The organism is Lentzea californiensis (assembly GCF_024648825.1).
GTDB classification, from domain to species: domain Bacteria; phylum Actinomycetota; class Actinomycetes; order Mycobacteriales; family Pseudonocardiaceae; genus Lentzea; species Lentzea californiensis.
In genome coordinates, this window is the sequence record NZ_JANBBE010000008.1 from 275944 (window position 1) to 298602 (window position 22659).

A 22659-nucleotide genomic window follows, 5' to 3' on the forward strand; every position below is an offset into this window, starting at 1 on the left:
CACCTCCTGATGAGCTTCACGCAGCCTGAACAGGCAGGTCGCGGTGAATCGTGCGGGACTTGGTGTAGAGCTTCCCGTCGATGCGCACGAGCACGTCCTCGATGGAGAAGGTCGGCTCGAAGCTGACCACGCCCTCGGCGGTCGTGCGGGTGACGAGCGACGCGTAGCTGACGTTCAGGGTGTTCTCATCGACCTCTTCGATCAGGTAGTGGTCGTTCCAGTGCCGCACGGCGACGCCCTTGTAACGGGGCAGCGCGGCGCTGGCGCCGGCGATCAGGGCCGCCCGGCCCTCGACCTTCTCGCTCCGGTGGGCGTGGTCGGTGACCCCGTCCTCGGTGAACGTCTGGGCGTAGCCCTCCACGTCCAGCGCGTCGAGCAGCCGCATCTGCTGGGCGTAGAACGTCTGGACCTCGATGTGGACCGCAACATTGACTGGGGGCACGACAACTCCTCGGTCTGCCGGTTTCGCTACCCGCGAATATGGGTGCGCCCGCTGGACATCCGGTCGAGCCGTCCTGGTTCGACCGCGGTTCCAGGTGAGGTTGAGACGAACCAGGCACGGTCTTGCGAGACATCTCCCTTTCTATTTCGCGAGGAGGGCCACATGGCCTCAACTCCCGATGTCGCCAAGTCGGTGACGGTCGAGGCGACGATCGAGCAGGCGTTCGCGATCTTCGCGTCGAAGCCGATCGAGTGGTGGCCGGAGTCGCACGTGTTCGTGAAGGACCGGCAGGCCATCACGATCGAACCGTTCGTCGGCGGGCGCTACTTCGAGCGCGGCGCGGACGGCGAGGAGATCGCCTGGGGCACCATCACCGAGTGGGACCCGCCGAAGCGCCTCGTCATGACGTGGCGGGTCGGCCCCTACTGGCAGCCGATCTTCGACGACGAGAAGGCCTCGTTCATCAAGGTGGACTTCGAGGTCGTCGGCCCGACGACGACGAAGGTCACGCTGACCCACGCCGACCTGCACCGCCACGGCGACATCGCCGAGGGCATCCACAAGGCGCTGGACGGTCCTTCGCCCGGCGAGACGCTGGAGACGTACGCCCGCGTCATCGAGAAGCACATCCCGAAGGCCGCCTGAGAGCCCGGAATCTCTCAGGCGCACAAAAAGGAACGGCCGCCCCAAGCCTCCGGGGCGGCCGTTCCTTCGTGCGTTGCTAGGCGCCGAGCTCGATCGCCTCGTCGTGCGTGCGGTCGACGACGTTCTTGACGTCCACGACCCGGCCGAGCTGCTTGATCAGCTGGACGACGGTGCGTCCCGGCTGCAGGTCGACGATGACGTCCAGGCGGGAGAGGTCACCCCGTTCGGCCGGCGCGAGGCTCAGCGACTCGACGTCGACGCCGCGGCTGGAGAACAGCACGACGATCCGTGCCAGCGCGCCCGGTTCGTTGCGCAGGAGAAGGGAAAGCGAATGTCTGGTCATCACTCTTCCTCGTCGAACAGGGGCCGGATGCCCCGTGCGGCCATGATCTCGTCGTTGCCCGTGCCCGCGGCGACCATCGGCCAGACCAGGGCGTCCTGACCCACCACGAAGTCGACGACGACGGGCCGGTCGCGGACCGCCATCGCCTCCAGGATGGTCCCGTCCACTTCGGACTGGTCCTCGCACCGCAGCCCGACGCAGCCGAGCGCGTCGGCGAGCTTCACGAAGTCGGGGTGGCGCTGGTGGGTGCCGAGCCGGGTGTTGGAGTACCGGCCCTCGTAGAACAGGGTCTGCCACTGGCGGACCATGCCGAGGTTGCCGTTGTTGATGATCGCGACCTTGATCGGGATGCCTTCGGCGGCACACGTCGCGAGTTCCTGGTTGGTCATCTGGAAGCAGCCGTCGCCGTCGATGGCCCACACCGTGCGGTCCGGTGCGCCGGTCTGCGCGCCCATCGCCGCCGGCACCGCGAAGCCCATCGTGCCCGCGCCGCCGGAGTTGATGAACGAGCCGGGGCGTTCGTACCTCACGTACTGCGCCGCCCACATCTGGTGCTGGCCGACACCCGCGGTGTAGATGGCCTCAGGACCCGCGAGCTTGCTGATGCGTTCGATCACGTACTGCGGCGCGAGCATGCCGTCCGCCGGCCAGTCGTAGCCGAGCGGGTAGGTCGTGACCAGGCCGCCGAGGTAGTTCCACCACTCCGTGAGGTCGGTTTTTCGCGTTATCACCGCTGAGAGCGCTGCCATGACGTCGCGGCAGTCGCCGACGATGCCGACGTCCGCCTTGCGGTTCTTGGAGATCTCGGCGGGGTCGATGTCGGCGTGGATCACCGCGGCGTGCGGGGCGAACTCCGGCAGCAACCCGGTGACCCGGTCGTCGAACCGGGTTCCGAGCGCGATCAGCAGGTCGGCCCGCTGCAGTGCGGCGACCGCGGGCACCGTGCCGTGCATGCCGGGCATGCCCAGGTGCAGCGGGTGCGAGTCGGGGAACGCGCCACGGGCCATGAGCGTGGTGACGACCGGGATCCCGGTCCTCTCCGCGAGTTTCCGGAGCTCCTGCGCCGCGCCGCTGCGGATCACGCCGCCGCCGACGTAGAACACCGGCCGCTTGGACGAACCGATGAGCTGGGCGGCGTTGCGGATCTGGACCGGCGAGAGCACCGGGCGCGGCGGCAGGGCGAGCTTCGGCGGTGTGTAGGTCGTGGCGGTGGCCAGCACGTCCTTGGGCAGGTCCACCAGCACCGGGCCCGGCCGCCCCGATGACGCGAGCATGAACGCCTCGGCGATCACCCGCGGAATGTCGGCCGGGTCGTGCACCTGAAAGCTGTGCTTGGTGATCGGCAGCGTGATGCTGCGGATGTCCGCCTCCTGGAAGGCGTCCGTCCCGATCACCGACCTCGCCACCTGGCCGGTGATCGCCACGATCGGCACCGAGTCCATGTAGGCGTCCGCGAGCGGCGTCACGAGGTTCGTCGCTCCCGGCCCCGACGTCGCCATGCAGACGCCCACTCGTCCGGTCGCCTGCGCGTACCCCTGGGCGGCGTGCCCGGCGCCCTGTTCGTGCCGCACCAGCACGTGCCGGATCTTCGAGTCGTACAGCGGGTCGTACGCGGGCAGGATCGCCCCGCCCGGCATCCCGAAGATCACCTCGCAGCCGACGTCCTCGAGCGCCTTGATCAACGCACCTGCACCGGTGGTATCCACGGTTGCTCCCGAACGGATCTCAGCCCGCGAGCTGGCGCTCCAGCTGGCGGGGCGACAACGGCTTGTCGAGCGACGGCTCGGAGCTCAGGATCGCCCGCTGCAACTGACGCAGCCTTTCGGACGGCTCAAGCCCCAGCTCCTCGATCAGCGTGTCGCGCAGCGACTGGTAGGCCTCCAGCGACTTCCACTGCCGTCCCGCCCGGTAGAGCGCGAGCATGTACTGCGCACACAGGTTCTCGTGCATCGGGTGCTGCGCGGTGAGCACCGACAGCTCCGACAGCAGCGACTGGTGCTTGCCCAGCTGCAGGTCGGCCTCGATGCGGGTCTCCAGCACGCCGAGACGGCTCTCCTGCAACCGGGTGACCTCCATGCCGAGCCGGACGCCGATCTGCACGTCCACGAGCACCGGTCCGCGCCACACCTCGGCGGCGCTGCGCAGCAACCTGCTGGCCGACTCCAGGTCGCCGATCTCGAACGCCCGCTGACCCGCACTCGCGAGCCGCTCGTAGCTGCGGACGTCGACGCTCTCCGGCGGAACGTCCAGCATGTAGCCGCCGTAGCGGGTCACCAGGACGTTCTTCGCGACACCGGGACCCTCCCCCGGCATGGCCGCCTCGATGCGCCGGCGGACCTGCAGCACGTACGTCTGCAGAGTCGTGAGTGCGCTGCGTGGCGGTGTCATTCCCCAAAGCTCTTCGATCAACGTCGGGACCGTCACGACGTGTCCTGCCTGCAGTCCGAGCAGCGAGAGCACCTGCCTGGGCTTCACCGCGCTCGGCGCGATCGAGACGCCGTTCTCCCGTGCCTCCAGCGGTCCAAGAACCTTGATCTCCATTGGAGCTCCCCTGCTCAGCGGCGGACGACTTGGTCGTGCCACCAAGTTCACCTGAGCGGGGCTATCGAACGCCACGTATGCGGGCATGACTCTCAGATGGCGATCTACTGCGCCCGGCGTGAGATATTCATATACTCGGACGAACCCAAACCGTCCCGTCCGGTAATCGCACGAACACATGCCGTGACCGTTAGCCACAAATACTCGTCCATTGGCGTGACATTGAGTGGCGAGTCAATGCGAGTTCACATTCTGAACCGATTCAGTTGCCGTCCCGAACTGCCTTCGCATGTCTAGTATTCGGCCTGGGCGCGCGTCGTGCGAGGTCTTTGACCGGCGTTGACTCCCAGATTTTGCTCTGGAGCGGTTGCTCTTGGGGGGCACGTGAATGCTTCGCCTGCGATACCGAGATACCGCGCGGTCATCGTCGCGGTCTTCGCTGCGGTCTGCCTGACCGACCTGACCCGCGCACTACTTCTCGCAGGCGAAGTCACCGAATTGGCGGTGTCGGTCATTGATTTAGCGGTACTTGTCCTGCTGCAAGTGTCGTATTTCCGGCCTCTGAGCGCACTGCGCCGGCACCTCGCACTGGCAGCCCAGGCGGCACTGCTGGTCCTGCCCTACGTCCTCTTCGGCCATTCCTGGGCGGGCGTCGCGGGCCTGGTGGCCGGCAACGCCCTGCTGGTCCTGCGCCCGGTTTTCGGCTGGTCGGTCTTCGTCCTGACCGTGCTCGCCACCGGCTTGGCCCAAGCCGTCCACGGCGAGGCGATGATGGCCACCGCGGCCACCGCCCTGCTCCTCGCGGGCCTGGCCACGGGCTTCGCGACCCACCGCGACTGGCCCGCCGCCCCCGGCCTGCCGCCGTCCCCCACCCCAGCAAGCCCGGAGATCGCCGTCCCGGACATCACGGTCACCACGACCGCCGCCGTGACCGCCGAACGCGTCCGCGTGGCCCGCGACCTGCACGACCTGCTCGGCTACAGCCTCAGCGCCATCAAGCTCAAGAGCGAACTGGCCCACCGGATCGTCGCCGACCGCCCGGACCACGGCTGGGAGTTCATGCAGGAGCACATCACCGACATCTTGGACATCACCCACCACGCCTTGGCCGACGTGCGCTCCCTGGCCCGCGCCTACCGCCCGCTGTCCCTGGCGGACACCTCGGACTCGGCCAAGGCGATGCTGGCGGCGTCGAACATCGACGTCCGCGTCGAACTGGCGCACGACCCGCTCCCGGAGCCGATCGAGACCGTTCTGGCCGCCGTCCTGTGCGAGGCCGTCACGAACGTCCTGCGCCACAGCGACGCCAGCACCTGCACCATCGGCGTGCACCAGCTGGGCACCACGATCCTGCTCGACGTCATCAACGACGGAGCCGCCGCCCGCCCGGTCTCAGCCGACTGCAACGGCGTCCGCAACCAGGCCGAACGCGTCAAGGCCGCCGGCGGCACCTTCACGGCCCGCCACATCGGCGACGGCTCGTTCCACGTCCACGCCGCCATCCCGGCCGCCGCCCCGAAGCCGTAGCTCCCAGGGCTCTGCCGCCGTTCACCCCGCAGACGATCTTTGCGCAGCCTCCTGACCTGGACCTTAGCAACGACTCTTTGGACTTCGTCGGCAAAAGAGTCGTTGCAAGGGTCAGGCGAAGATCAGGACGGGCAGCACGAGCGAGGTCAGAACCAGCCGGACTTGCGGGCGATGCGGACCGCGTCGACCCGGTTGCGGGCGTCGAGCTTGGCCGTCGCCGCCGTCAGGTAGTTGCGGACCGTGCCCACCGACAGGAACAGCGTCGTGGCGATCTCCATGGCGTCCGCGCCGTCCGATGCGAGTCTCAGCACTTCGAGTTCGCGAGGTGTCAGCGGGCACTCGTCGGTGTCCCACGCGGAAAGCGCGAGTTGCGAGTCGATCACGCGCCGCCCAATCGAGACGCCGCGAATGGCGTCGGCGAGTTCTCCGACCGGAGCATCCTTGAGGATGAACCCGTTGACTCGTGCGTTGAGCGCGCGGCGCAGAGTGCCCGGTCTGCCGAGGCTCGTGAGAATGAGAGTGCGCGTCTCCGGAGCGGTGTCGTGGATGACGGTGGCGGCGGAAAGGCCGTCCATACCGGGCAGGTCGATGTCGAGCACCGCCACGTCCGGTTTGTTCTTCTCCACTGCGGAGATGATTTCGTCACCCGTCGCGACGGACGCGACGACCTCAATATCCGGTTCGAGATTCAACAAGGCGACCAAAGCACCGCGGACCATTTGCACGTCCTCGGCTAGTAGCACTCTGATCATCCGACCCCCTTGCTTGCCCCCAGGTCACCATTTTGAGTCTTACACTCGGTGACCATGCAGGACAAGCATTGAGTCCGGCTGCGCCCAGCGTTACTCCGAATGCGCTAGGAGCAATTAATAAGCGCAATCGGTGGATGACTTGGGGTCACCGCGCGCTCACAGATCGCTCAGGGACCGAATCGAGAACCGGGACGACTCGAGCAGGACCCGAGCACAAAGCGGTACAAGCGATTCGGTCCCTGAAGCGGGACCTGGAGTCTGCGCGGTGACGCGACTCAGCGCGTCTCGCCCCACCGCTCCAGCAGTTCCAGACCGCCGTCGACGGTGATCACCTGACCCTGGATCCACGCGGCTTCGTCGGTGCAGAGCAACGAGACGGCGTTCGCGATGTCCTGGGGCAGGGTGACGCGACCCGACGGGCTCTTGATCGCGAGCCGGTCCACCAGGTCCGGGTCGATGTTCATGGGGCCGTTGTCGACGACGGTGGTGACGACGGCGTTCACCGCGACTTTGTACCAGGCCATTTCCAGCGCCAGCGTCCGGATGACGCCGTGGACCGGCGTCACCGTGTAGCCGGCGATGACCACGCGGCCGCCGTCGACAAGAGCCTTGGCGAGCGGTTCCACGATGTTGAGCAACGGCGTGAGGTCCGGCGATACGGCGTGGTGGACGAACACGTCCAACTGGCCGCGCTCTTCCTTGACCCGGTCGAGCAGGAGCCGGACCGAGTGCTCGTCGTGGATGTTGAGCTTGGTGACCGTCACCGAGCCGGGCTTGCCCGCGAGCACGGTCTTCGCGCGCTCCAGGTCGACGTTGTCGTCGTCGGAGGTCGTGAGGATGACGTGGGCGCCGTTGTCGCAGAGCTTGCTCGCGATGGCGAGACCGAGCCCGTGCGTTCCCGACGTGACAACTGCGATCTTGCCGTCGAGTCCCAGGCGCGTGTTGACAGGTTCGATCATGATGCCGACCACCTCTGTTGTCCGCGTGGTGATCGACGTTGCGCCGGGCCGCTAGGGCCGAACTCGACTACTTCTTGCGCAAACCCTCCAGCACACGCAGGATCGCTCGTTCGACCTCGCGCCCGGTGCGCTTCGGGTCGGACGAGCTCGCGATGGTGCTGGCGCCCGCGGACAGTGCTCCGAACAGCAGCCGGGCCATGATCTCGACCGGCGCCTCCTCGATCTCGCCGGCGTCGACGAGCAACTGCACGGCCGTGCGGAGCAGACCGAAGCTGAACTGCTCTTCCGCCTCACGCCAGCGTTCCCAGCCCATCACCACCGGCGCCTCGTGGACGATGATCCGCTGGTACTCCGGTTCCAGGCACTTGCGGACGTACGCGCGCAGGCCTCCCACCGCGGTCTCCCACGGGTCGCCGTCCGCCGTGATCAGCGCGGTCAGCGAGGAGATCGACTGGGTCTCGACCTGGGTGAAGGCCGCCTCGAACAAGGCCTGCTTGCCGCTGAAGTGGTGGTAGAGCGCACCTTTCGTCACGCGGGCGCGTTTGACGACCTCGTCGAGCGAGGTGCCGGCGTAGCCGCGCTTGGTGAACAGGTGCACTGCGCTGTCGACGAGCGCCTGCCTGGTCGACTCCGAGTACTCGGCGCGTCGTGTTCGCACACACGAAACGTATCTCACATACCGCCGGTACGTACCGGTGGTATGGTCGTGTCATACCGACAGTATGCGAGAGACCGGGGGTACGAGACATGGGCTGGGCAGACCACTACCGCCGCCGTGACGCGCTCGACGCCGTCCTGAACGACGCTCGCCGCGACCCGTTCGCGCCGCTGATCGTGGATCCGGACGTCTTCGGCTCGCTGCACGAACTGCTGCTGGCGCTCGACCACCGCTGGCAGAACAAGCTGACCGCCCGCATGGAGAGCGCCCGGCTGGACGGCGACGTCGACGAGGACCGCGTCACCGCCGAACTCGCCGCCGAGGAGCCGGTGTTGCGAGCAGTGCTCGACGCACACCTATCGCTCGGCAGTTACCGGACGGTAGGAATGACTCCATGAGTCGTTGGACCGAAGCCGACATCCCCGACCAGACCGGCCGCACAGTCCTGGTGACCGGTGCGAACTCCGGTCTGGGCCTGCGCACCGCCCAGGTGCTCGCGGCCAAGGGGGCCCACGTGATCATGGGCTGTCGCTCGGTCCAGCGCGGTGAAACGGCACGGCAAACGGTCCGCGGGTCCGCCGAGGTCCTCGAACTCGACCTCGCCGACCTCAGCTCCGTGCGCGCGGCGGCGGAGAAAGTCGAAGCGCTCGACGTCCTCGTCAACAACGCGGGCATCATGGCCGTTCCCAACGGCCGCACCATCGACGGCTTCGAGCGCCAGTTCGGCACGAACCACCTGGGCCACGCCGCTCTGACGTGGCTGCTGCTGCCCGCGCTGAGGCAACGTCCGGGCGCACGCGTCGTCACCGTCGCATCGCTTGCCCACCAGTACGGCCACATCGACTTCGAGGACCCGAACTTCGACCGCCGCCCGTACACCCTGCGCGGTTCGTACGGGCAGTCGAAGCTCGCCAACATCCTGTTCGCGCGGGAGTTGGACCGTCGTTCGCCGGACGTGACCTCGATCGCGGCTCACCCCGGCCTGACGGTCACCGAGCTGACCAACAACATGGCGGACTCGCACAAGTCGCTGGTCCTGCGGGTCGGCGGCAAGATCAGCCACCTGTTCTCGCAGTCCGTCGAGATGGGCGCGCTGCCGCAGCTCTACGCGGCGACGTCATCAGAGGCACGGGGCGGCCAGTACTACGGTCCGGACGGCTTCAACGGTTTCCGCGGCCACCCCGCCGTCGCGCGGATGACCGCCGCCGCTCGCGACGACCTCGCCGCGAACCGCCTCTGGGAACTCACGATCAAGCTGACCGGAATCGCTCCAGATCTTCCGTAGGGTGTCGGCGCCCTCTCCCGGGAAGGCGCGATCGGCACCTCCGGACCGGGAACATCTTCGCTCCGACGGGGTTGTTCATGTTCGACGTGACCTGCGTCGACAACAGATCGTGAACAACGAGCGCTCCACCGGGAGCCCGGTTCCGGCACTTACTCTGACCTGGGAGTGCGTGACCCCGGACACTTGAGCGCGGAGCGTAGGGTGGGGACGTGACTGTGGTGCCAGAGGGTCGGAAGCTGCTGCGGCTCGAGGTCCGCAACAGCGAGACGCCGATCGAGAAGAAGCCCCCGTGGATCAAGACGCGGGCGAAGATGGGCCCCGAATACCGGGAGCTCAAAGGTCTGGTCAAACGCGAAGGCCTGCACACGGTCTGCGAAGAGGCCGGCTGTCCCAACATCTACGAGTGCTGGGAAGACCGCGAGGCCACGTTCCTGATCGGCGGCGAGCAGTGCACCAGGCGCTGCGACTTCTGCCAGATCGACACGGGCAAGCCCGCCGACCTCGACCGGGACGAACCCCGCCGCGTAGCCGAGTCGGTCCAGGCGATGGGCCTGCGCTACTCCACGGTCACCGGCGTCGCCCGTGACGACCTGGAGGACGGCGGCGCGTGGCTGTACGCCGAGACCGTGCGCCAGATCCACGAGATGAACCCCGGCACGGGCGTCGAGCTGCTGATCCCGGACTTCAACGCGGTCCCGGAGCAGCTGGCCGAGGTCTTCGAGTCGCGTCCCGAGGTGCTCGCGCACAACCTGGAGACCGTCCCGCGGATCTTCAAGCGCATCCGCCCGGCGTTCCGCTACGAGCGTTCCCTCGAGGTCATCACCAAGGCCCGCGAGTTCGGCCTGGTCACCAAGTCGAACCTGATCCTCGGCATGGGCGAGACCCCCGAGGAGGTCACGGAGGCGCTCAGCGATCTCCACGACGCGGGCTGCGACCTCATCACCATCACCCAGTACCTGCGCCCGTCGCCGCGGCACCACCCGGTCGAACGCTGGGTGAAGCCGGAGGAGTTCGTCCAGCACAAGGAGACGGCCGAGGAGATCGGCTTCCTCGGTGTGATGGCGGGCCCGCTCGTCCGCTCCTCCTACCGCGCCGGCCGCCTCTTCGCGCAGGCGAAGCAGAAGCGCGGCGAGGACCTCCCGGAGAGCCTCCAGCACCTGCTGACCGTGTCGGCGTCCCAGGAGATCACGAGCTTGCTCGCCCCGCGCTAGGCGGCGTGAACGGCGGAGCAACCGATATATCAGCTGGTCACCCACCCAGGGTGACCAGCTGTTTTGCAACCGGATGCAAAAAACGTTTGCGGACGTCCGCAAACGTTTTTTGCACAACCGATATATCAGTGCGTTCGAGCGACGGCCTTGGAGGCCGACATCCGGAACTCCACGGTGGCGTGGAGATCGGGTGTGCCGAGCGCCTCGCGGAGGCGAGGAAGGCCCTCGTCGTCGATGCGGCGGCGGATCCCCCGCAGATCGGCGTCGCCGTGGGCGCGGACGACGAGGGCCAGGCGTGGGGCGGTGTGCGGACCGGTCAGCGCGGCCTCGACCTTGCGCACACCGGGGTAGGTGGTGACCTCTTCGGCGAACGGCGCGGCGGCCGTCGCGGTGGTGATGCGGGTGGTGCCGGCCTCGTCGGCCCAGCGCCAGGTCGCCACCTTGCGGCGTGGAATCTGGCCGGCGAGCCAGCGCAGGCACACGAGCGCGATGACGACCGCGGCGGCGGCGACCACCCACAGCACCCATGCGGGCGGCAACGCGGTGCCGGGCAACACCGGGGCGTTCCGGTCCACCTGGGGCACACGACCCAGGTGGACGGCGACCGCGGCACCACCCGCGATCAGCAGGACGAAGCCCAGCAGGCCTAGCGAGAACCGGTTCATGACGCGCTCCTGAGGGCCTTGACCCGCACCACGACCTGCGGCGGCCGGGCGAGGGCGAACTCGCTGACGCGGCTTTCCAGCGCGGTGCGGACGGCGCCGTCGAGACCATCGGCCACAGAGCGCCGGGTGCGCACGACCGCGCGGACCCGGCGACGGCGCACCTTCACCGCCGCGGACTCGACGCCGTCCACCTGGGCGGCGGCCCGCAGGGCGTTGCGCAGGCCGCGCACCGACACGGCGGTGTGTTCGTCCAGCACCGCGGTCCGCGACTTCCCGGGCACCACCGCGACGAGGAGCAGCAACAGTCCGATGGCCGCGACGACCCCGCCCGCCACGGCCACCTCCCGCGCCGACCACGTCGTGTCGTGCAACGAGCCGACGAGGGAGTCGTAGGGCAGCAACGGTCGTTCGCCGAGCGCGAGCTGGATCGCGCACACGGCGACCAGCACGGCCACGGCCAGCAGGACGAACGCCGTGAGCGTGGCGGGCAGGGCCCGGCGGGAGCGGCGGGTCACAGGACCCTCCTCACCGGGACCACGTCCGCCCGCAGCACGCCGACCGACACGTCCACCACGGAGACCTGCAGTCCGGTGAGCGCGGCCACTCGTGCGACCAGGTGCGCACGCACGCGGGCGGCGGTCGACGCGACCGGTGCCGGGTAGCGCAGGTCGAGGCGTGCGTCGAGCGTCGCCACTCCCCCGGTCACCCTCGCGGCGACGGCGCAGCCGAGCACGTCCGGCACCTCCATGGCGGCCCGTCCGGCGATGCGGCCCACCGCGCGGTCCGCGACGGTGGTCAATCCTGGCTGTGCGGTGAGCGTCGTCATCGTCAGTCCCGATCCCTGCCCAGCAGCTGCGCGAGGTCGAGCTTGCCCTCGGCGACCCGGCCCGCGACCAGGCCGAGCGCGCCGAAGACGAGCACGAGCAGGAACGCGCTGAAGCCCCCGAACGCGGCGGCCAGGCCGAGCGCGAGCCCGGTCAGCAGGCCCAGTGCGGTGGTGCTCATGGCGTCTCCCCTCACTGCACGCGGGCGGTTTCGGGCTCTTCGCCCTCGGAGTCGCTCGGGATGTGCACGTCGTTGACGTTGATGTTGACCTCGACGACCTCGAGGCCGGTGATCTGCTCGATCGCGGTGATCACGTTGGTGCGCACCGACTTCGCGAGGTCCGCGATCGGCACGCCGTACTCGACCACGAGCTCCAGGTCGACGGCCGCCTGCTTCTCGCCGACCTCGACCGACACGCCCTGGCCCGCGCTCGCGGTGGCACCGGGGATGCGGTCGCGCAACGCGCTCAGCGCACGGGTCGCGCCGCCGCCCAGCGCGTGCACGCCGCGGATCTCCCGCGCCGCGAGGCCCGCGACCTTCTGCACCACGACGTCCGCGATGGTGGTGGATCCCTTGTCGGTCACCAGCTTCCCGCCCGCGACACCATTCTTCTCCGCAGTCTGCGTGCTCATCGCAATTCCTTCCTTCGAAGCGTCCACAACAGAGAGACATCGGCCGAGGACGAACGTCACGACCCGTTCAGGTGATCGAGGGCACGTTTGTCCACATCGGTCACAACGATGCGCACCACGGCGCTTTCCCATTGCGTGCCAAGGAGAACGGACCGCAGTGCCGCGCCCGCATCCTCGATCGCCAGCGGGAGGCGGGTGGCGACGACCCGGACGCACACCAGGCCGTCCTCGACGTCGACGGCCAGCGCGTCGACGTCCCAGGAGATCCAGGAACGCGCGGGCTCGGGCACCGAGGGCCGCAGTCCGTCGACCTTCTCCAGCGCCTTCAACAACTCCGTCACGATCACCATGCGACGTCCACCACCGTGACCACCACGGACTCCACCGCGACACCGGTCAGTTCCGGCACGAGCGCCCGCACCGACCGTTGCACGGCACGAGCCACGGCCGCGGCCTGGTCCTGGCCCGAGATCACCACGTCCACCTCCAGCGCCACGGCGGCATCGGACCACCGCACCCGCACGCCTTCCACCGGCGCCGGCTGCAACCCCTTGATCTGCTGCCGCGCCGCGCGCACCACCGAACTCACCAGGCCCGCCACGCCGGGCTGCACCCGCACGCCCGCGACCCGCTCGGCCGCGTGCACCGCGACCGCCGCCACCGCCGGAGCGGACACGACTGTTTCGATCACTCGCTCATCCTTCGAGAACGTCGGCCACGACGAGGTCCAGGCGGGCGAGCCGCACACCGATCCGCGCGGAGGCCGCCGCCAGCACCCGGCGCCGCACCTCGTCGTACGCCTGGTGCGTGACCAGATCCGCGGTGATCGCGATGGTCAGCTCGACCTCGATGACCGGGTCCGACACGGTCGACTCCAGCGCTTCCGTGACACGGCACGCGCGCGCTCGCACGCCGTCCACGCCGTCCGCCGCGTACCGCAGCACCGCCGCGACGGCGCGCGTGCTGATCCGGGCCAGGCCGTCACCGGGCAACGGCACGACATCGGACCTCCGCGCATCGGCGCGCACTGCGGCCATCACGCGGCTGACCAGGTCGAACGGAGGCTCGACCTCTTCGCGGACCAGTTCGTCGGTGGCCGCGCGCAACACCAGAAGGCTTTCCCTCACAGCCGCGCAGTGCGGGCACGAGCGCGTGTGCTCGTCCGAGAGGTCGATCGCCTCCCAGACTTCTTCGACGTCCCGCCCGCACGGCAGGACGTAATCGGACGTCACCGCCACGGCGCCATCACCTCCGCGAGTTGTGCCCGTGCCCGCGCGAGCCTGCCGCGCACCGACTGCTGGGTCGTGCCGATCGCCTCGGCGATCTCGTCGTACGACCGGCCGTGGACCTCGCGCAGCACCCAGCACGCCCGCTGTTCCGGCGTGAGGCCGCGCAGTGCGGCTTGCAACGCGTCGAGCTGCGCGTTCACCTCCACCGCGCGTTCGGGCCGGGTGCGCGGTGCCGCCGACTCCTGCTCGTCGAGCTCGGTGTCGGCGTGCGGCTTGCGCTTGCGCAGCACGTTCAGGCACTGGTTGGTGGTGGTGCGGTAGAGCCAGCCGAGGAACGCCCCGTCGTCGTTGAGCTGTCCGAGCCGCCTCCACGCGGTCAGGAACACGTCCTGCACCGCGTCCTCGGCGTCACCTCTGCTGCCCACGATGCGCAACGCCAGCCGGTACATCGGCCCCTGATAACGACGAACAAGCTGCTCATAGGCACGCATGTCACCGTCACGAGACCTCGCCACCAGCGTGGCATCGTCGAGTGCGGCTGCCTCAGCCACGCCCATGCGCACACCCCCGCCCAATTTTGCTTCGTCGCCCGATGGACACGTTCGATAGCGGAACGTCACGCGGTTCCCTGTTTTCCCGCCGGTGACCACACTCACCCGGTTTTCACCCGTCAGTGGCGTGACGAAGGCAGGGCGGCGGGCATCGAACTGGCGTCGGACGAACTCGGAGCTCAGGAGGACGCGATGTCGCTGTCGGACAAGATCGGCAACAAGGCGGAGGACCTCGGCGGCAAGGCCAAGGAGACCGCGGGTGAGGTCACCGGCGATGAGCAGCTCGCGAACGAGGGCCGCGCCGATCAGGCGAAGGCGGCCGTGAAGGACGGCGTGGAGAAGGTGAAGGACGCTGTCGGCGGGGTCGTCGACAGCGTCGCCAAGCACCTCAAGAAGTAGAGCGGACCTCACTCGTGACGACGCCGTCGAGCTCGCGCACGAAGCCGGCGCCGAACGCGCTGGACGGCGTGTGCGAGCCGGGCGTCACGCCGCCGATCTTCGCGACGGCGCGGACCACGGCGTCCGCGGTGAGGCTGTAGGCGTTCGGCGTGGTGATCGCGCATTCGACCTTCGTCTGCGCGTCCCACGCCTCGCCGAACACCTCGGCCCTGGTGTTCGCGCGCTTGCGCTCGTCAGGGCCCTTGACCTTGCCGGCGACGGTCATCGCGACGTTCTGCACGAACGACGTCCGCAGCACGGGCGCGAACAGCTGCTGCAGCTGACCGAGCATGCCCGGCACGGTGGTGAACGTGGTGATGTTCGGGATGCCGGTCGAGCGGTAGGCGGTGCTCACATCGCCCCACGGGATGCTGCCGACCTCGCGCGGCCCCGACCGGAAGTGCGCGGTGCGCCTGCGGTGGCCGATGCGGACGCTCCTCAGTTCGCCGTTCACCCGGATCCGCCCACCCACCGCGGCGCCCTCGACGGACGTCTTGGTCGTGCCCGCGCTCGCCCCTCCCCCGACGACGAACGCGAGGTCGAGGTGCGTGGCGGACGGCAGGGCGTTCTTCAGGATCGCCGCGAGGCAGTCCGTGGGCACGACGTCGAACCCCGCACCGGGCAACAGCACGATGCCCGCCTCGCGCGCGTCGGCGTCCCTCAGTGCGACGGACTCGAAGACGTCGATCTCACCGGTGATGTCGAGGTAATGGGTGCGAGTCTGCAGGCAGGCGTCGACCATCGCGCCGGACGTGCGCGAGAACGGTCCCGCGCAGTGCACGACAGCCTCGACGTCCTCGAGGTTCGCCCGCGCCTGGTCCAGGTCGAACGCACGGTGCTCGAGCCCCAGAGCGGCGGCGATCGGCTCGACCTTCTCGAGCGAGCGGCCGGCGAGGATCGGCCGCTCCCCGCGCAGGACCGCGAGCTCGGCGATGAGACGTCCGGTGTAGCCGTTGGCGCCGTAGACCATCCACGTCATACCTCGACCTTACCGGCGAGTAGCCCGTCGGGAACCGACCAAAGAGCCGATCAGCAGCAACGCGCCGAGCCCGGCCACCGGCGCCCCCCACAGCAGCCGCCGCTGCCGCAGGTCGGCGCAGATGTCCACATAGGCCGGACCGGCCGCGGACACCGCCGGCTCCTCGAACCCGATGCCCAGGCTGTTGCCGCACGGGATCAGCGCCCCGCTCGGAGCCTCGACGGCCAGCATCACGAGCAGGATCGCACCCCCGCCGAGCAAGAACGCGAGACCGACCACCACGGCGAACGTGCGCACTGACATGAGCAAAAGTTACGTCTCAAATGGACTTCGGGATAGCCCTGGTCAGACGTATTGGGGTTGATCCCCTAATCCCCCGCTGAACGCTTTCACGCCCCTGGTTCCCACGATGCGGGCGAAAACGCGTAGCGCTGCTCCACCCGGCCGTCACGCGGATGCGGCACAGGGTCGCCGACCTTGATCCACTCCAGGCGTTCGTAGAGCCGCACTCCCCGGACGTTGTCGACGTAGACCGTCAACTCCGCCCTCTCGTACCCATTCTTGATCAACACTTCGGGCAACGCCCGCAGCAACGCCTCACCGGTACCCTTGCCCCACGCGTCGGGATGCACGCCGACGTAGTTCACGAAGGCGGTGTTCGTCTCTTGTGGACCGCCGGCGAGAAAACCCACCGCCCGGCCGCCTTCCCGGGCGAGCAGCAACAGCGAGGGCTCCTTCGCGAGAGCGCTCTCCAGCCCCGGCCGCGCCAGTTCGAGCGACGGAACCTCGTCGTAGCCGTCCCTCGCGGCAACGGCGTGCGCCCAGAGCAGCGCGGCCGTGTCGACGTCTCCGGGTCCCCCTTGAACGATCTCCATGCGAGCCAGCCTGTCAGCGCCTGAGCACGACCGGTAGCGATTTCAGACTGGCCATGATGTCGTTGTGCGTCACCTCGGGCTGCTCGCCGCCCGCGTAGACGGTGCGCGGGAATCGGCCGATCAGATGCCGCAGCACGGTCTCGGTCTCGAGGCGCGCGAGCGCCGACCCGAGGCAGAAGTGCGGGCCGTGCCCGAACGTCGCGTGGCCGGTCGTCTCCCGGTCCAGCCGGTACTCGTCAGCCTTCTCGTGCGCCCGCGGGCAGCGTCCGGCGGCACCGAGGTTGATCAGCAACAGCGTGTTCTCGGGGATCGTCACCCCACTGATCTCGACCGGTTCGGTGGCGATGCGGTGCGTGGCGCTGCGGACGGGCGAGTTGTGACGCAACGTCTCTTCCACGAGCCGCGGCACCAGTGCGGGATCTTCAGCGGCCTTCTGCCACAGCCCGTTGTCCAACGCGTCGTGGGCAACGTTCGCAATGAGGCCCGCCGTCGTCTCATGACCACCGACCACGAGCAGGAACGCCATCGCCATCAGCTCGTCGTGGCTGAGGTGGTCACCATCGTCATCAGCAGCCGTGGCCAGCACACCGAACAATGACTGCGAATCCAGCCCGCTGCTCGTGAGCAGCCCGTGGAAGTAACCGCCCAGCTCGTCACTCGCCGGCTGCGACACCGCGGGTTCCATCGACATCATCGTCTCGATCAACGTGCGGACGCGCGCGCGATCCTCCGCAGGCAGCCCCAGCACCTCACCGATGACATGCATGGTCATCGGCACCGCCAACTCTTTGACGAGATCGATCTGCTCGTCCTCGGCAAGCCCGGTGACCAGTTCCGCACTGATCTCCTCGATGCGAGGCGCGAGCTGCTGCACCGCCTTGCCGTTGAACGCCTTCACCGCAAGCGCCCTCAACCGGGCGTGCTGCGGGTTGTCGCTGTTGAGCATGCTCGGCCCGAACAGCCCAGCAAGGTTCTCCTGCGCACTGCCACGCTCGGCGAGCTGCCGCTTGATCTCGCGCTGCAGCTTCGCGCTGTCCTTGGAGAGCCGCTGGTCGGTGAGCAGCTGACGGGTCAGCTCAAGCCCAACCGTGACCACCTGCATCCGCACACCGTTGGGCAACATCACGAGGTGCAGCGGACCTTCTGCGCGTGCGTCGTCCTCGATCCGATGGTGATCACGTGCGCGTAAATCGCCGCCGGTCAACAAGTTCGACATGGCCGGTCTCCGCCTTCGTTTGGATTCGACTAAGACCGTTCTACCGGGCTACTGCAGCGCGTCCAACGCCCTGATCGTCTCAACGGAGGGCAACCGAGGCGGCTCGGCGGCAATGGCCTTCCGGCCGAGCACCCACTCGGGCAGGTGGTGCCGGAGCGCGGCCCGCCCCTGCGCGGTGATGTCGACGGGCGAGGCCATCCCGTGGTCCACGCGCTGTTCCCAGGTGATCCAGTCGCGGAGCCGCATGATCTCCAGGTCGACCGCGTCCCACTGCTTGGCGGGCCGGTGCTCCAGGTACCAGCTCGTGGCGCCGCGGTGCACGCCTCCCTGTTCCACTAGCGCGAGCAGCTTGACCTGCTCCTGCGTGACGGTGGTGGTGTCGGGCTTCGCGGCCTTGGCCTTGCGTCTCACAGGTGGTGGTCCTTCGGAGCTGGCGGGTCCAAACGTCCCCGACGAACTCGAACAAGGTACGGCACGACCATGTCGGATGCCACGCAACTGCTGACGTGTCCGGCGTCCAGGCCGAACGAACGCGGTGGTGCGCGTCTTGAGGCTGGGGTTGCACCCCCGGCGAATGGGCCCGGCTGAGGCCCCTGCACACCGGCCACGCTGGGTCGGGACCAACCGCACCGTGGGGGTTTGGGGGGCTCGGCCCCCCAACATCATCCACGGCCGACCGGCGAAAGTGGCGAAGCCACTGAGCAGGGTCGGCCTTCGGCCGTGGGCGCGACAGGGTTCGAACCTGCGACCGCTCGGGTGTAAACCGAGTGCTCTTCCGCTGAGCTACACGCCCCGACCCCAGCACCGCGAAGCGCAGGGGGTACAGCTACATCATGCCCTGAGAGAGGCTACGGCCTTCTTCCAGGCGTCCTGATCGCGGGCCTGACCGGGCGCGTTCACCTCGGCGAAGCGCACGACGCCGGAGACGTCGACCAGGAACGTGCCCCGCAGCGCCATGCCCACGGCCTCGTTGAACACGCCGTAGGACTGCGCGACGGCTCCGTGCGGCCAGAAGTCGGACAGCAGCGGGAACTGGTAGCCCTCCTGGTTCGCCCACGCCTTCAGCGCGAACGGCGAGTCCACGGAGACGCCCAGCACCTGGACGTTCTCGTCCTCGTAGGTGGCCAGTTCGTCACGCAGCTGGCAGAGCTCGCCCTGGCAGGTGCCGCTGAAGGCGAACGGGTAGAACACCAGCAGCACGGCTTTGGAGCCACGGAACGACGACAACGTCACGGGTTGCTTGTTGTAGTCGTTGAGCGTGAAGTCCGGGGCTTCCGAACCGATCTCGACCGCCATGAACACACCCCTCCAGCCGGACACAGGACCACGGGCGGTGTGAACGCCCGTGGTTCAACCCTATGTCAACGAGAGGTCAGCGCTTGGCCTTGGCCGACTTCGGCCACACGAGGCGGATGCCGGCCCAGTCCTCGCCCACGCTGATGTTGGAGGTCTGCGACAGGCCGGCGGTCGGGACCGCTTCGGCGACGTCGCTCGGCTCCACGTGGCCGGGGCGGCCGGTCTTCGGGGTGAGAACCCAGATCACGCCGTCCTCGGCGAGCACGCCGGTGGCTTCGAGGAGGGCGTCGACCAGGTCACCGTCGTCCTCCCGCCACCAGAGCAGGACGACGCTCACCGTCTCGTCGGCATCCTCGTCGAGGAGGTCGCCCCCGATTCGCTCCTCGACAGCGGCACGCAAGGCGTCGTCGACGTCCTCGTCCCAGCCGAGTTCCTGGACGACCATGCCTGATTCGATCCCGAGCTTGTCGGCGACGCCGAGCTTGCCGGCGTCTTCCGCGGCGACCACGGTTTTCACTCCTCCAACTACGCAAGAGCGACAGCCCTGAGACTGCCGCTGAAGTCTGTTACTCCGGCTAGCGAACACTGTCAGCTACCTCCGGCGCAACTGTTGACCACGTGACACGCCGTAACAGGTACCCCTGTGAAGATCTCCGCACCGGCATGAGGCACGCTCTACATACCTCTTATCGCGCGCGCGTGAGCGACACGATCCAGAACTACCGACCGGTAGCCATGACGAAGTCGTCGCGCAAGGACAACGATAGGGGTGCGTGGCACGGTTTCCGGGCCAGCGCGAGTACCGCCAACGAAGCCGAGGAGACACCTTGAGCCCGCAGAACACCGGCCCCGAGCGGGTGCGTGTCATTCGCGATGGTCTGGCAGCGCACCTGCCGGACATCGACCCCGAAGAGACCTCGGAATGGCTCGAGTCGTTCGACGAGGTGCTCAAGGGCGGCGGTCAGCAGCGGGCTCGCTATCTGATGCTGCGCCTGCTCGAACGCGCAGGTGAGAACCACGTCGGCATGCCGTCGCTGATCAGCACCGACTACGTCAACACCATCCCCACCGAGCGGGAGCCGTGGTTCCCCGGTGACGAGGAGGTGGAGCGTCGTTACCGTGCGTGGATCCGCTGGAACGCCGCGATGACGGTGCACCGCGCGCAGCGGCCCGGTGTGGGTGTCGGTGGACACATTTCGACGTACGCGTCCAGCGCGTCGCTCTACGAGGTCGGCTTCAACCACTTCTTCCGCGGCAAGAACCACCCCGGCGGCGGCGACCAGATCTTCATCCAGGGTCACGCCTCCCCCGGTGTGTACGCCCGCGCGTTCCTCGAGGGTCGCCTGAGCGAGCACCAGCTCGACGGCTTCCGCCAGGAGTACTCGCACGCCGGTCCCGGTGGCGGCCTGCCGTCGTACCCGCACCCGCGCCTCATGCCGGACTTCTGGGAGTTCCCCACGGTCTCCATGGGCATCGGCCCGATGAACGCGATCTACCAGGCGCGGTTCAACCGCTACCTGCGCGACCGCGGCATCAAGGACACGTCCGACCAGCACGTGTGGGCGTTCCTCGGCGACGGCGAGATGGACGAGCCCGAGTCGCGCGGCCTGCTGCAGCTCGCCGCGAACGAGCAGCTCGACAACCTGACGTTCGTGGTCAACTGCAACCTGCAGCGCCTCGACGGCCCGGTGCGCGGCAACGGTAAGATCATCCAGGAGCTGGAGTCGTTCTTCCGCGGCGCGGGCTGGAACGTCATCAAGGTCGTCTGGGGCCGCGAGTGGGACGCGCTGCTGCACGCCGACCGTGACGGCGCTCTCGTCAACCTGATGAACAGCACGCCGGACGGCGACTACCAGACGTACAAGGCGAACGACGGCGCGTACATCAAGGAGCACTTCTTCGGCCGCGACCCGCGGACGAAGGCGCTCGTCGACCCGATGACCGACGACGAGGTGTGGAACCTCAAGCGCGGCGGCCACGACTACCGCAAGGTCTACGCGGCCTACAAGGCGGCGACCGAGACCGTCGGCCAGCCGACCGTCATCCTCGCCAAGACCATCAAGGGCTACTCGCTCGGCAAGCACTTCGCGGCGCGCAACGCGACGCACCAGATGAAGAAGATGACCCTGGACGACCTCAAGGGTTTCCGGGACAGCCTGCGCATCCCGATCTCCGACGAGGTGCTCGAGAAGGACCCGTACCTGCCGCCGTACTACCACCCCGGGCAGGACAACCAGGAGATCCAGTACATGCTGGAACGCCGCCGTCAGCTGGGTGGCTTCCTGCCGGAGCGCCGCACGAAGTCCAAGGCGCTCGTGCTGCCGGGCGACAAGGTCTACGACGGCATCAAGCGCGGGTCCGGCAAGCAGGAGGTCGCCACGACGCAGGCGTTCGTCCGGCTCGTCCGCGACCTCGCGAAGGACCCGGAGATCGGCCCGCGCATCGTGCCGATCATCCCGGACGAGGCACGGACGTTCGGCATGGACTCCATGTTCCCGACGCAGAAGATCTACAACCCGAACGGCCAGGCGTACACCTCGGTGGACGCCAACCTGATGCTCGCCTACAAGGAGTCCGAGCAGGGCCAGATCCTGCACGAGGGCATCAACGAGGCGGGTTCCACGGCGTCGTTCACGGCGGTCGGCACGTCCTACGCCACGCAGGGCGAGCCGATGATCCCGATCTACATCTTCTACTCGATGTTCGGCTTCCAGCGCACGGGCGACGGCCTGTGGGCGGCGGCGGACCAGATGGCGCGCGGCTTCGTGCTCGGTGCCACCGCGGGCCGCACCACGCTGACGGGTGAGGGCCTGCAGCACGCTGACGGTCACTCGTTGCTGCTGGCGCACACGAACCCGGCCGTCGTCTCGTACGACCCGGCGTGGTCCTACGAAGTGGCGCACATCGTCAAGGACGGTCTGCGCAGGATGTACGGCGAGAACGCCGAGAACATCTTCTACTACATGACGGTCTACAACGAGCCGTACGCGCAGCCGGCCGAGCCGGAGGGCCTGGACGTGGAAGGCCTCCTGCGGGGCCTCTACAAGTTCCAGGACGGCCCGCAGACCGGTGGCCCCCGCGCGCAGATCCTCGGCTCGGGTGTGGGCCTCCCGTGGGCGCTCAAGGCCCAGCAGATGCTCGCCGACGAGTGGGGCGTCTCTGCGGACGTGTGGTCCGCGACGTCGTACTCGGAGCTGCGCCGCGATGCCGTCGACACCGACCGCCACAACCTGCTGCACGTGGACGCCGAGCCGCGCGTGCCGTACGTGACGCAGGTGCTCAAGGACGTGCAGGGCCCGGTGATCGCGGTGTCCGACTGGGCGTCGGCGATCCCGGACCTGATCCGCCCGTACGTCCCGACCGACATGACGACCCTGGGCACGGACGGCTTCGGCTTCTCCGACACCCGCCCGGCCGCCCGCCGCCACTTCCTGGTGGACGCGGAGTCCGTCGTCGTCGCCACGCTGGCCGCACTGGCCCGCCGCGGCGAGGTCGAGCAGGCCAAGGTCGTCGAGGCGGCCCGCAAGTACCGCATCAACGACGTGCAGGCCGCTGGGCCTTCCACGAGCGACGCGGGCCTCGCGTAGTCA

Annotated in this window: 29 protein-coding genes, 1 tRNA gene and 1 pseudogene; 7 read left to right on the forward strand and 24 right to left on the reverse strand. The window is 68.3% G+C overall.

Going from position 1 to position 22659, the window contains the following annotated elements; genetic code table 11:
- Positions 1-16: 16 nt before the first annotated feature.
- Positions 17-442: a nuclear transport factor 2 family protein gene (locus LX88_RS28120; protein ID WP_258950784.1), complete on the reverse strand. Its 426-nt coding sequence runs from the start codon at positions 440-442 to the stop codon at positions 17-19.
- Between the two features lie 162 nt (positions 443-604).
- On the opposite strand from LX88_RS28120, the gene LX88_RS28125 reads away from it, so the two are divergent.
- Entirely contained in the window at positions 605-1087 is a 483-nt protein-coding gene (locus tag LX88_RS28125) for an SRPBCC domain-containing protein (RefSeq protein WP_051768599.1), read from the forward strand.
- A 76-nt stretch (positions 1088-1163) separates the two neighbouring features.
- Here LX88_RS28125 and ilvN read toward each other — a convergent pair whose 3' ends face one another.
- From ilvN to LX88_RS28140, 3 genes and pseudogenes are all read right to left on the reverse strand, one after another.
- A complete protein-coding gene (ilvN, locus tag LX88_RS28130; RefSeq protein WP_258950785.1) occupies positions 1164-1430 on the reverse strand; it encodes an acetolactate synthase small subunit in 267 nt (88 codons plus the stop codon).
- A pseudogene (locus tag LX88_RS28135) lies at positions 1430-3145 on the reverse strand (acetolactate synthase large subunit); the annotation flags it as partial. The pseudogene LX88_RS28135 and the gene ilvN, both read right to left, overlap by 1 nt.
- Positions 3146-3155: 10 nt before the next feature.
- Positions 3156-3971 carry an AfsR/SARP family transcriptional regulator gene (locus tag LX88_RS28140; RefSeq protein WP_030474542.1) on the reverse strand — a complete coding sequence of 272 codons (816 nt, stop codon included), beginning with the start codon at positions 3969-3971 and terminating at the stop codon, positions 3156-3158.
- 543 nt (positions 3972-4514) lie between these two features.
- Between LX88_RS28140 and LX88_RS28145 the strand changes: the two genes are divergently transcribed.
- Positions 4515-5498 carry a sensor histidine kinase gene (locus tag LX88_RS28145; RefSeq protein ID WP_258950787.1) on the forward strand — a complete coding sequence of 328 codons (984 nt, stop codon included), beginning with the start codon at positions 4515-4517 and terminating at the stop codon, positions 5496-5498.
- Positions 5499-5644: 146 nt separating this feature from the next.
- Here the strand turns inward: LX88_RS28145 and LX88_RS28150 are convergent, their stop codons facing one another.
- The 3 genes from LX88_RS28150 to LX88_RS28160 all read right to left on the reverse strand — a co-directional run bounded on the left by LX88_RS28150 (position 5645) and on the right by LX88_RS28160 (position 7867).
- Positions 5645-6250, reverse strand: coding sequence for a response regulator transcription factor (locus tag LX88_RS28150; protein WP_030474540.1), 606 nt, complete (start codon positions 6248-6250; stop codon positions 5645-5647).
- 275 nt (positions 6251-6525) lie between these two features.
- Entirely contained in the window at positions 6526-7209 is a 684-nt protein-coding gene (locus LX88_RS28155) for an SDR family NAD(P)-dependent oxidoreductase (protein ID WP_258950788.1), read from the reverse strand.
- A 67-nt stretch (positions 7210-7276) separates the two neighbouring features.
- Complete coding sequence (locus tag LX88_RS28160) at positions 7277-7867, reverse strand: TetR/AcrR family transcriptional regulator (RefSeq protein ID WP_090070887.1); 591 nt, start codon at positions 7865-7867, stop codon at positions 7277-7279.
- 89 nt (positions 7868-7956) lie between these two features.
- Between LX88_RS28160 and LX88_RS28165 the strand changes: the two genes are divergently transcribed.
- The 3 genes from LX88_RS28165 to lipA all read left to right on the forward strand — a co-directional run bounded on the left by LX88_RS28165 (position 7957) and on the right by lipA (position 10363).
- Positions 7957-8265, forward strand: coding sequence for a hypothetical protein (locus tag LX88_RS28165; RefSeq protein WP_258950789.1), 309 nt, complete (start codon positions 7957-7959; stop codon positions 8263-8265).
- Positions 8262-9152, forward strand: coding sequence for an oxidoreductase (locus LX88_RS28170; RefSeq protein WP_258950790.1), 891 nt, complete (start codon positions 8262-8264; stop codon positions 9150-9152). The genes LX88_RS28165 and LX88_RS28170 overlap by 4 nt, the downstream gene beginning before the upstream one ends.
- A 209-nt stretch (positions 9153-9361) precedes the next feature.
- The gene (gene lipA, locus LX88_RS28175) at positions 9362-10363 is read left to right on the forward strand and encodes a lipoyl synthase (RefSeq protein ID WP_258950791.1); all 1002 of its coding nucleotides are present in this window, start codon (positions 9362-9364) and stop codon (positions 10361-10363) included.
- A gap of 125 nt (positions 10364-10488) precedes the next feature.
- On the opposite strand, the gene LX88_RS28180 is transcribed toward lipA, so the two are convergent.
- From LX88_RS28180 to LX88_RS28220, 9 genes are read right to left on the reverse strand one after another with little or no spacing between them, the layout of a single operon-like run.
- Complete coding sequence (locus LX88_RS28180; protein WP_258950792.1) at positions 10489-11028, reverse strand: alkaline shock response membrane anchor protein AmaP; 540 nt, start codon at positions 11026-11028, stop codon at positions 10489-10491.
- Complete coding sequence (locus tag LX88_RS28185; RefSeq protein WP_258950793.1) at positions 11025-11543, reverse strand: DUF6286 domain-containing protein; 519 nt, start codon at positions 11541-11543, stop codon at positions 11025-11027. Before LX88_RS28185 ends, LX88_RS28180 begins: the two co-directional genes overlap by 4 nt.
- Positions 11540-11854: an Asp23/Gls24 family envelope stress response protein gene (locus tag LX88_RS28190; RefSeq protein WP_258950794.1), complete on the reverse strand. Its 315-nt coding sequence runs from the start codon at positions 11852-11854 to the stop codon at positions 11540-11542. The genes LX88_RS28185 and LX88_RS28190 overlap by 4 nt, the downstream gene beginning before the upstream one ends.
- 2 nt (positions 11855-11856) lie before the next feature.
- Positions 11857-12033 (reverse strand): hypothetical protein, encoded by a 177-nt coding sequence (locus LX88_RS28195; protein WP_093600157.1) that lies wholly within the window; start codon positions 12031-12033, stop codon positions 11857-11859.
- Between the two features lie 11 nt (positions 12034-12044).
- On the reverse strand, positions 12045-12485 hold the full coding sequence (locus tag LX88_RS28200; RefSeq protein ID WP_258950795.1) for an Asp23/Gls24 family envelope stress response protein: 441 nt from the start codon (positions 12483-12485) through the stop codon (positions 12045-12047).
- A gap of 56 nt (positions 12486-12541) precedes the next feature.
- Positions 12542-12835: a hypothetical protein gene (locus tag LX88_RS28205; RefSeq protein ID WP_258950796.1), complete on the reverse strand. Its 294-nt coding sequence runs from the start codon at positions 12833-12835 to the stop codon at positions 12542-12544.
- Positions 12829-13176 (reverse strand): Asp23/Gls24 family envelope stress response protein, encoded by a 348-nt coding sequence (locus tag LX88_RS28210; protein WP_258950797.1) that lies wholly within the window; start codon positions 13174-13176, stop codon positions 12829-12831. The genes LX88_RS28205 and LX88_RS28210 overlap by 7 nt, the downstream gene beginning before the upstream one ends.
- Before the next feature lie 4 nt (positions 13177-13180).
- Positions 13181-13723, reverse strand: a complete 543-nt coding sequence (locus tag LX88_RS28215) for an anti-sigma factor (RefSeq protein ID WP_258950798.1) — start codon at positions 13721-13723, stop codon at positions 13181-13183.
- Positions 13714-14271 (reverse strand): RNA polymerase sigma factor, encoded by a 558-nt coding sequence (locus tag LX88_RS28220; protein ID WP_030474528.1) that lies wholly within the window; start codon positions 14269-14271, stop codon positions 13714-13716. The genes LX88_RS28215 and LX88_RS28220 overlap by 10 nt, the downstream gene beginning before the upstream one ends.
- Positions 14272-14457: 186 nt before the next feature.
- Here LX88_RS28220 and LX88_RS28225 point away from each other — a divergent pair, with 186 nt between their 5' ends.
- Positions 14458-14664, forward strand: coding sequence for a CsbD family protein (locus LX88_RS28225; protein WP_258950799.1), 207 nt, complete (start codon positions 14458-14460; stop codon positions 14662-14664).
- Here the strand turns inward: LX88_RS28225 and LX88_RS28230 are convergent.
- From LX88_RS28230 to LX88_RS28265, 8 genes are all read right to left on the reverse strand, one after another.
- Positions 14654-15682, reverse strand: coding sequence for a saccharopine dehydrogenase family protein (locus LX88_RS28230; protein WP_258950800.1), 1029 nt, complete (start codon positions 15680-15682; stop codon positions 14654-14656). The two genes, LX88_RS28225 and LX88_RS28230, sit on opposite strands and share 11 nt — an antisense overlap.
- Positions 15683-15691: 9 nt before the next feature.
- Positions 15692-15985 carry a hypothetical protein gene (locus tag LX88_RS28235; protein WP_258950801.1) on the reverse strand — a complete coding sequence of 98 codons (294 nt, stop codon included), beginning with the start codon at positions 15983-15985 and terminating at the stop codon, positions 15692-15694.
- Positions 15986-16071: 86 nt separating this feature from the next.
- On the reverse strand, positions 16072-16557 hold the full coding sequence (locus LX88_RS28240; protein WP_258950802.1) for a GNAT family N-acetyltransferase: 486 nt from the start codon (positions 16555-16557) through the stop codon (positions 16072-16074).
- Between the two features lie 13 nt (positions 16558-16570).
- Positions 16571-17773: a cytochrome P450 gene (locus tag LX88_RS28245; protein WP_258950803.1), complete on the reverse strand. Its 1203-nt coding sequence runs from the start codon at positions 17771-17773 to the stop codon at positions 16571-16573.
- A 48-nt stretch (positions 17774-17821) separates the two neighbouring features.
- Complete coding sequence (locus LX88_RS28250; RefSeq protein WP_258950804.1) at positions 17822-18184, reverse strand: hypothetical protein; 363 nt, start codon at positions 18182-18184, stop codon at positions 17822-17824.
- A 310-nt stretch (positions 18185-18494) separates the two neighbouring features.
- Positions 18495-18566: transfer RNA gene (locus LX88_RS28255), tRNA-Val, on the reverse strand.
- Positions 18567-18604: 38 nt separating this feature from the next.
- Positions 18605-19069: a peroxiredoxin gene (locus LX88_RS28260; RefSeq protein ID WP_258950805.1), complete on the reverse strand. Its 465-nt coding sequence runs from the start codon at positions 19067-19069 to the stop codon at positions 18605-18607.
- A gap of 76 nt (positions 19070-19145) precedes the next feature.
- On the reverse strand, positions 19146-19577 hold the full coding sequence (locus LX88_RS28265; RefSeq protein ID WP_258950806.1) for a DUF3052 domain-containing protein: 432 nt from the start codon (positions 19575-19577) through the stop codon (positions 19146-19148).
- A gap of 319 nt (positions 19578-19896) precedes the next feature.
- Here LX88_RS28265 and aceE point away from each other — a divergent pair, with 319 nt between their 5' ends.
- Entirely contained in the window at positions 19897-22656 is a 2760-nt protein-coding gene (gene aceE / locus LX88_RS28270) for a pyruvate dehydrogenase (acetyl-transferring), homodimeric type (protein WP_258950807.1), read from the forward strand.
- The last annotated feature ends 3 nt before the right edge of the window (positions 22657-22659 follow it).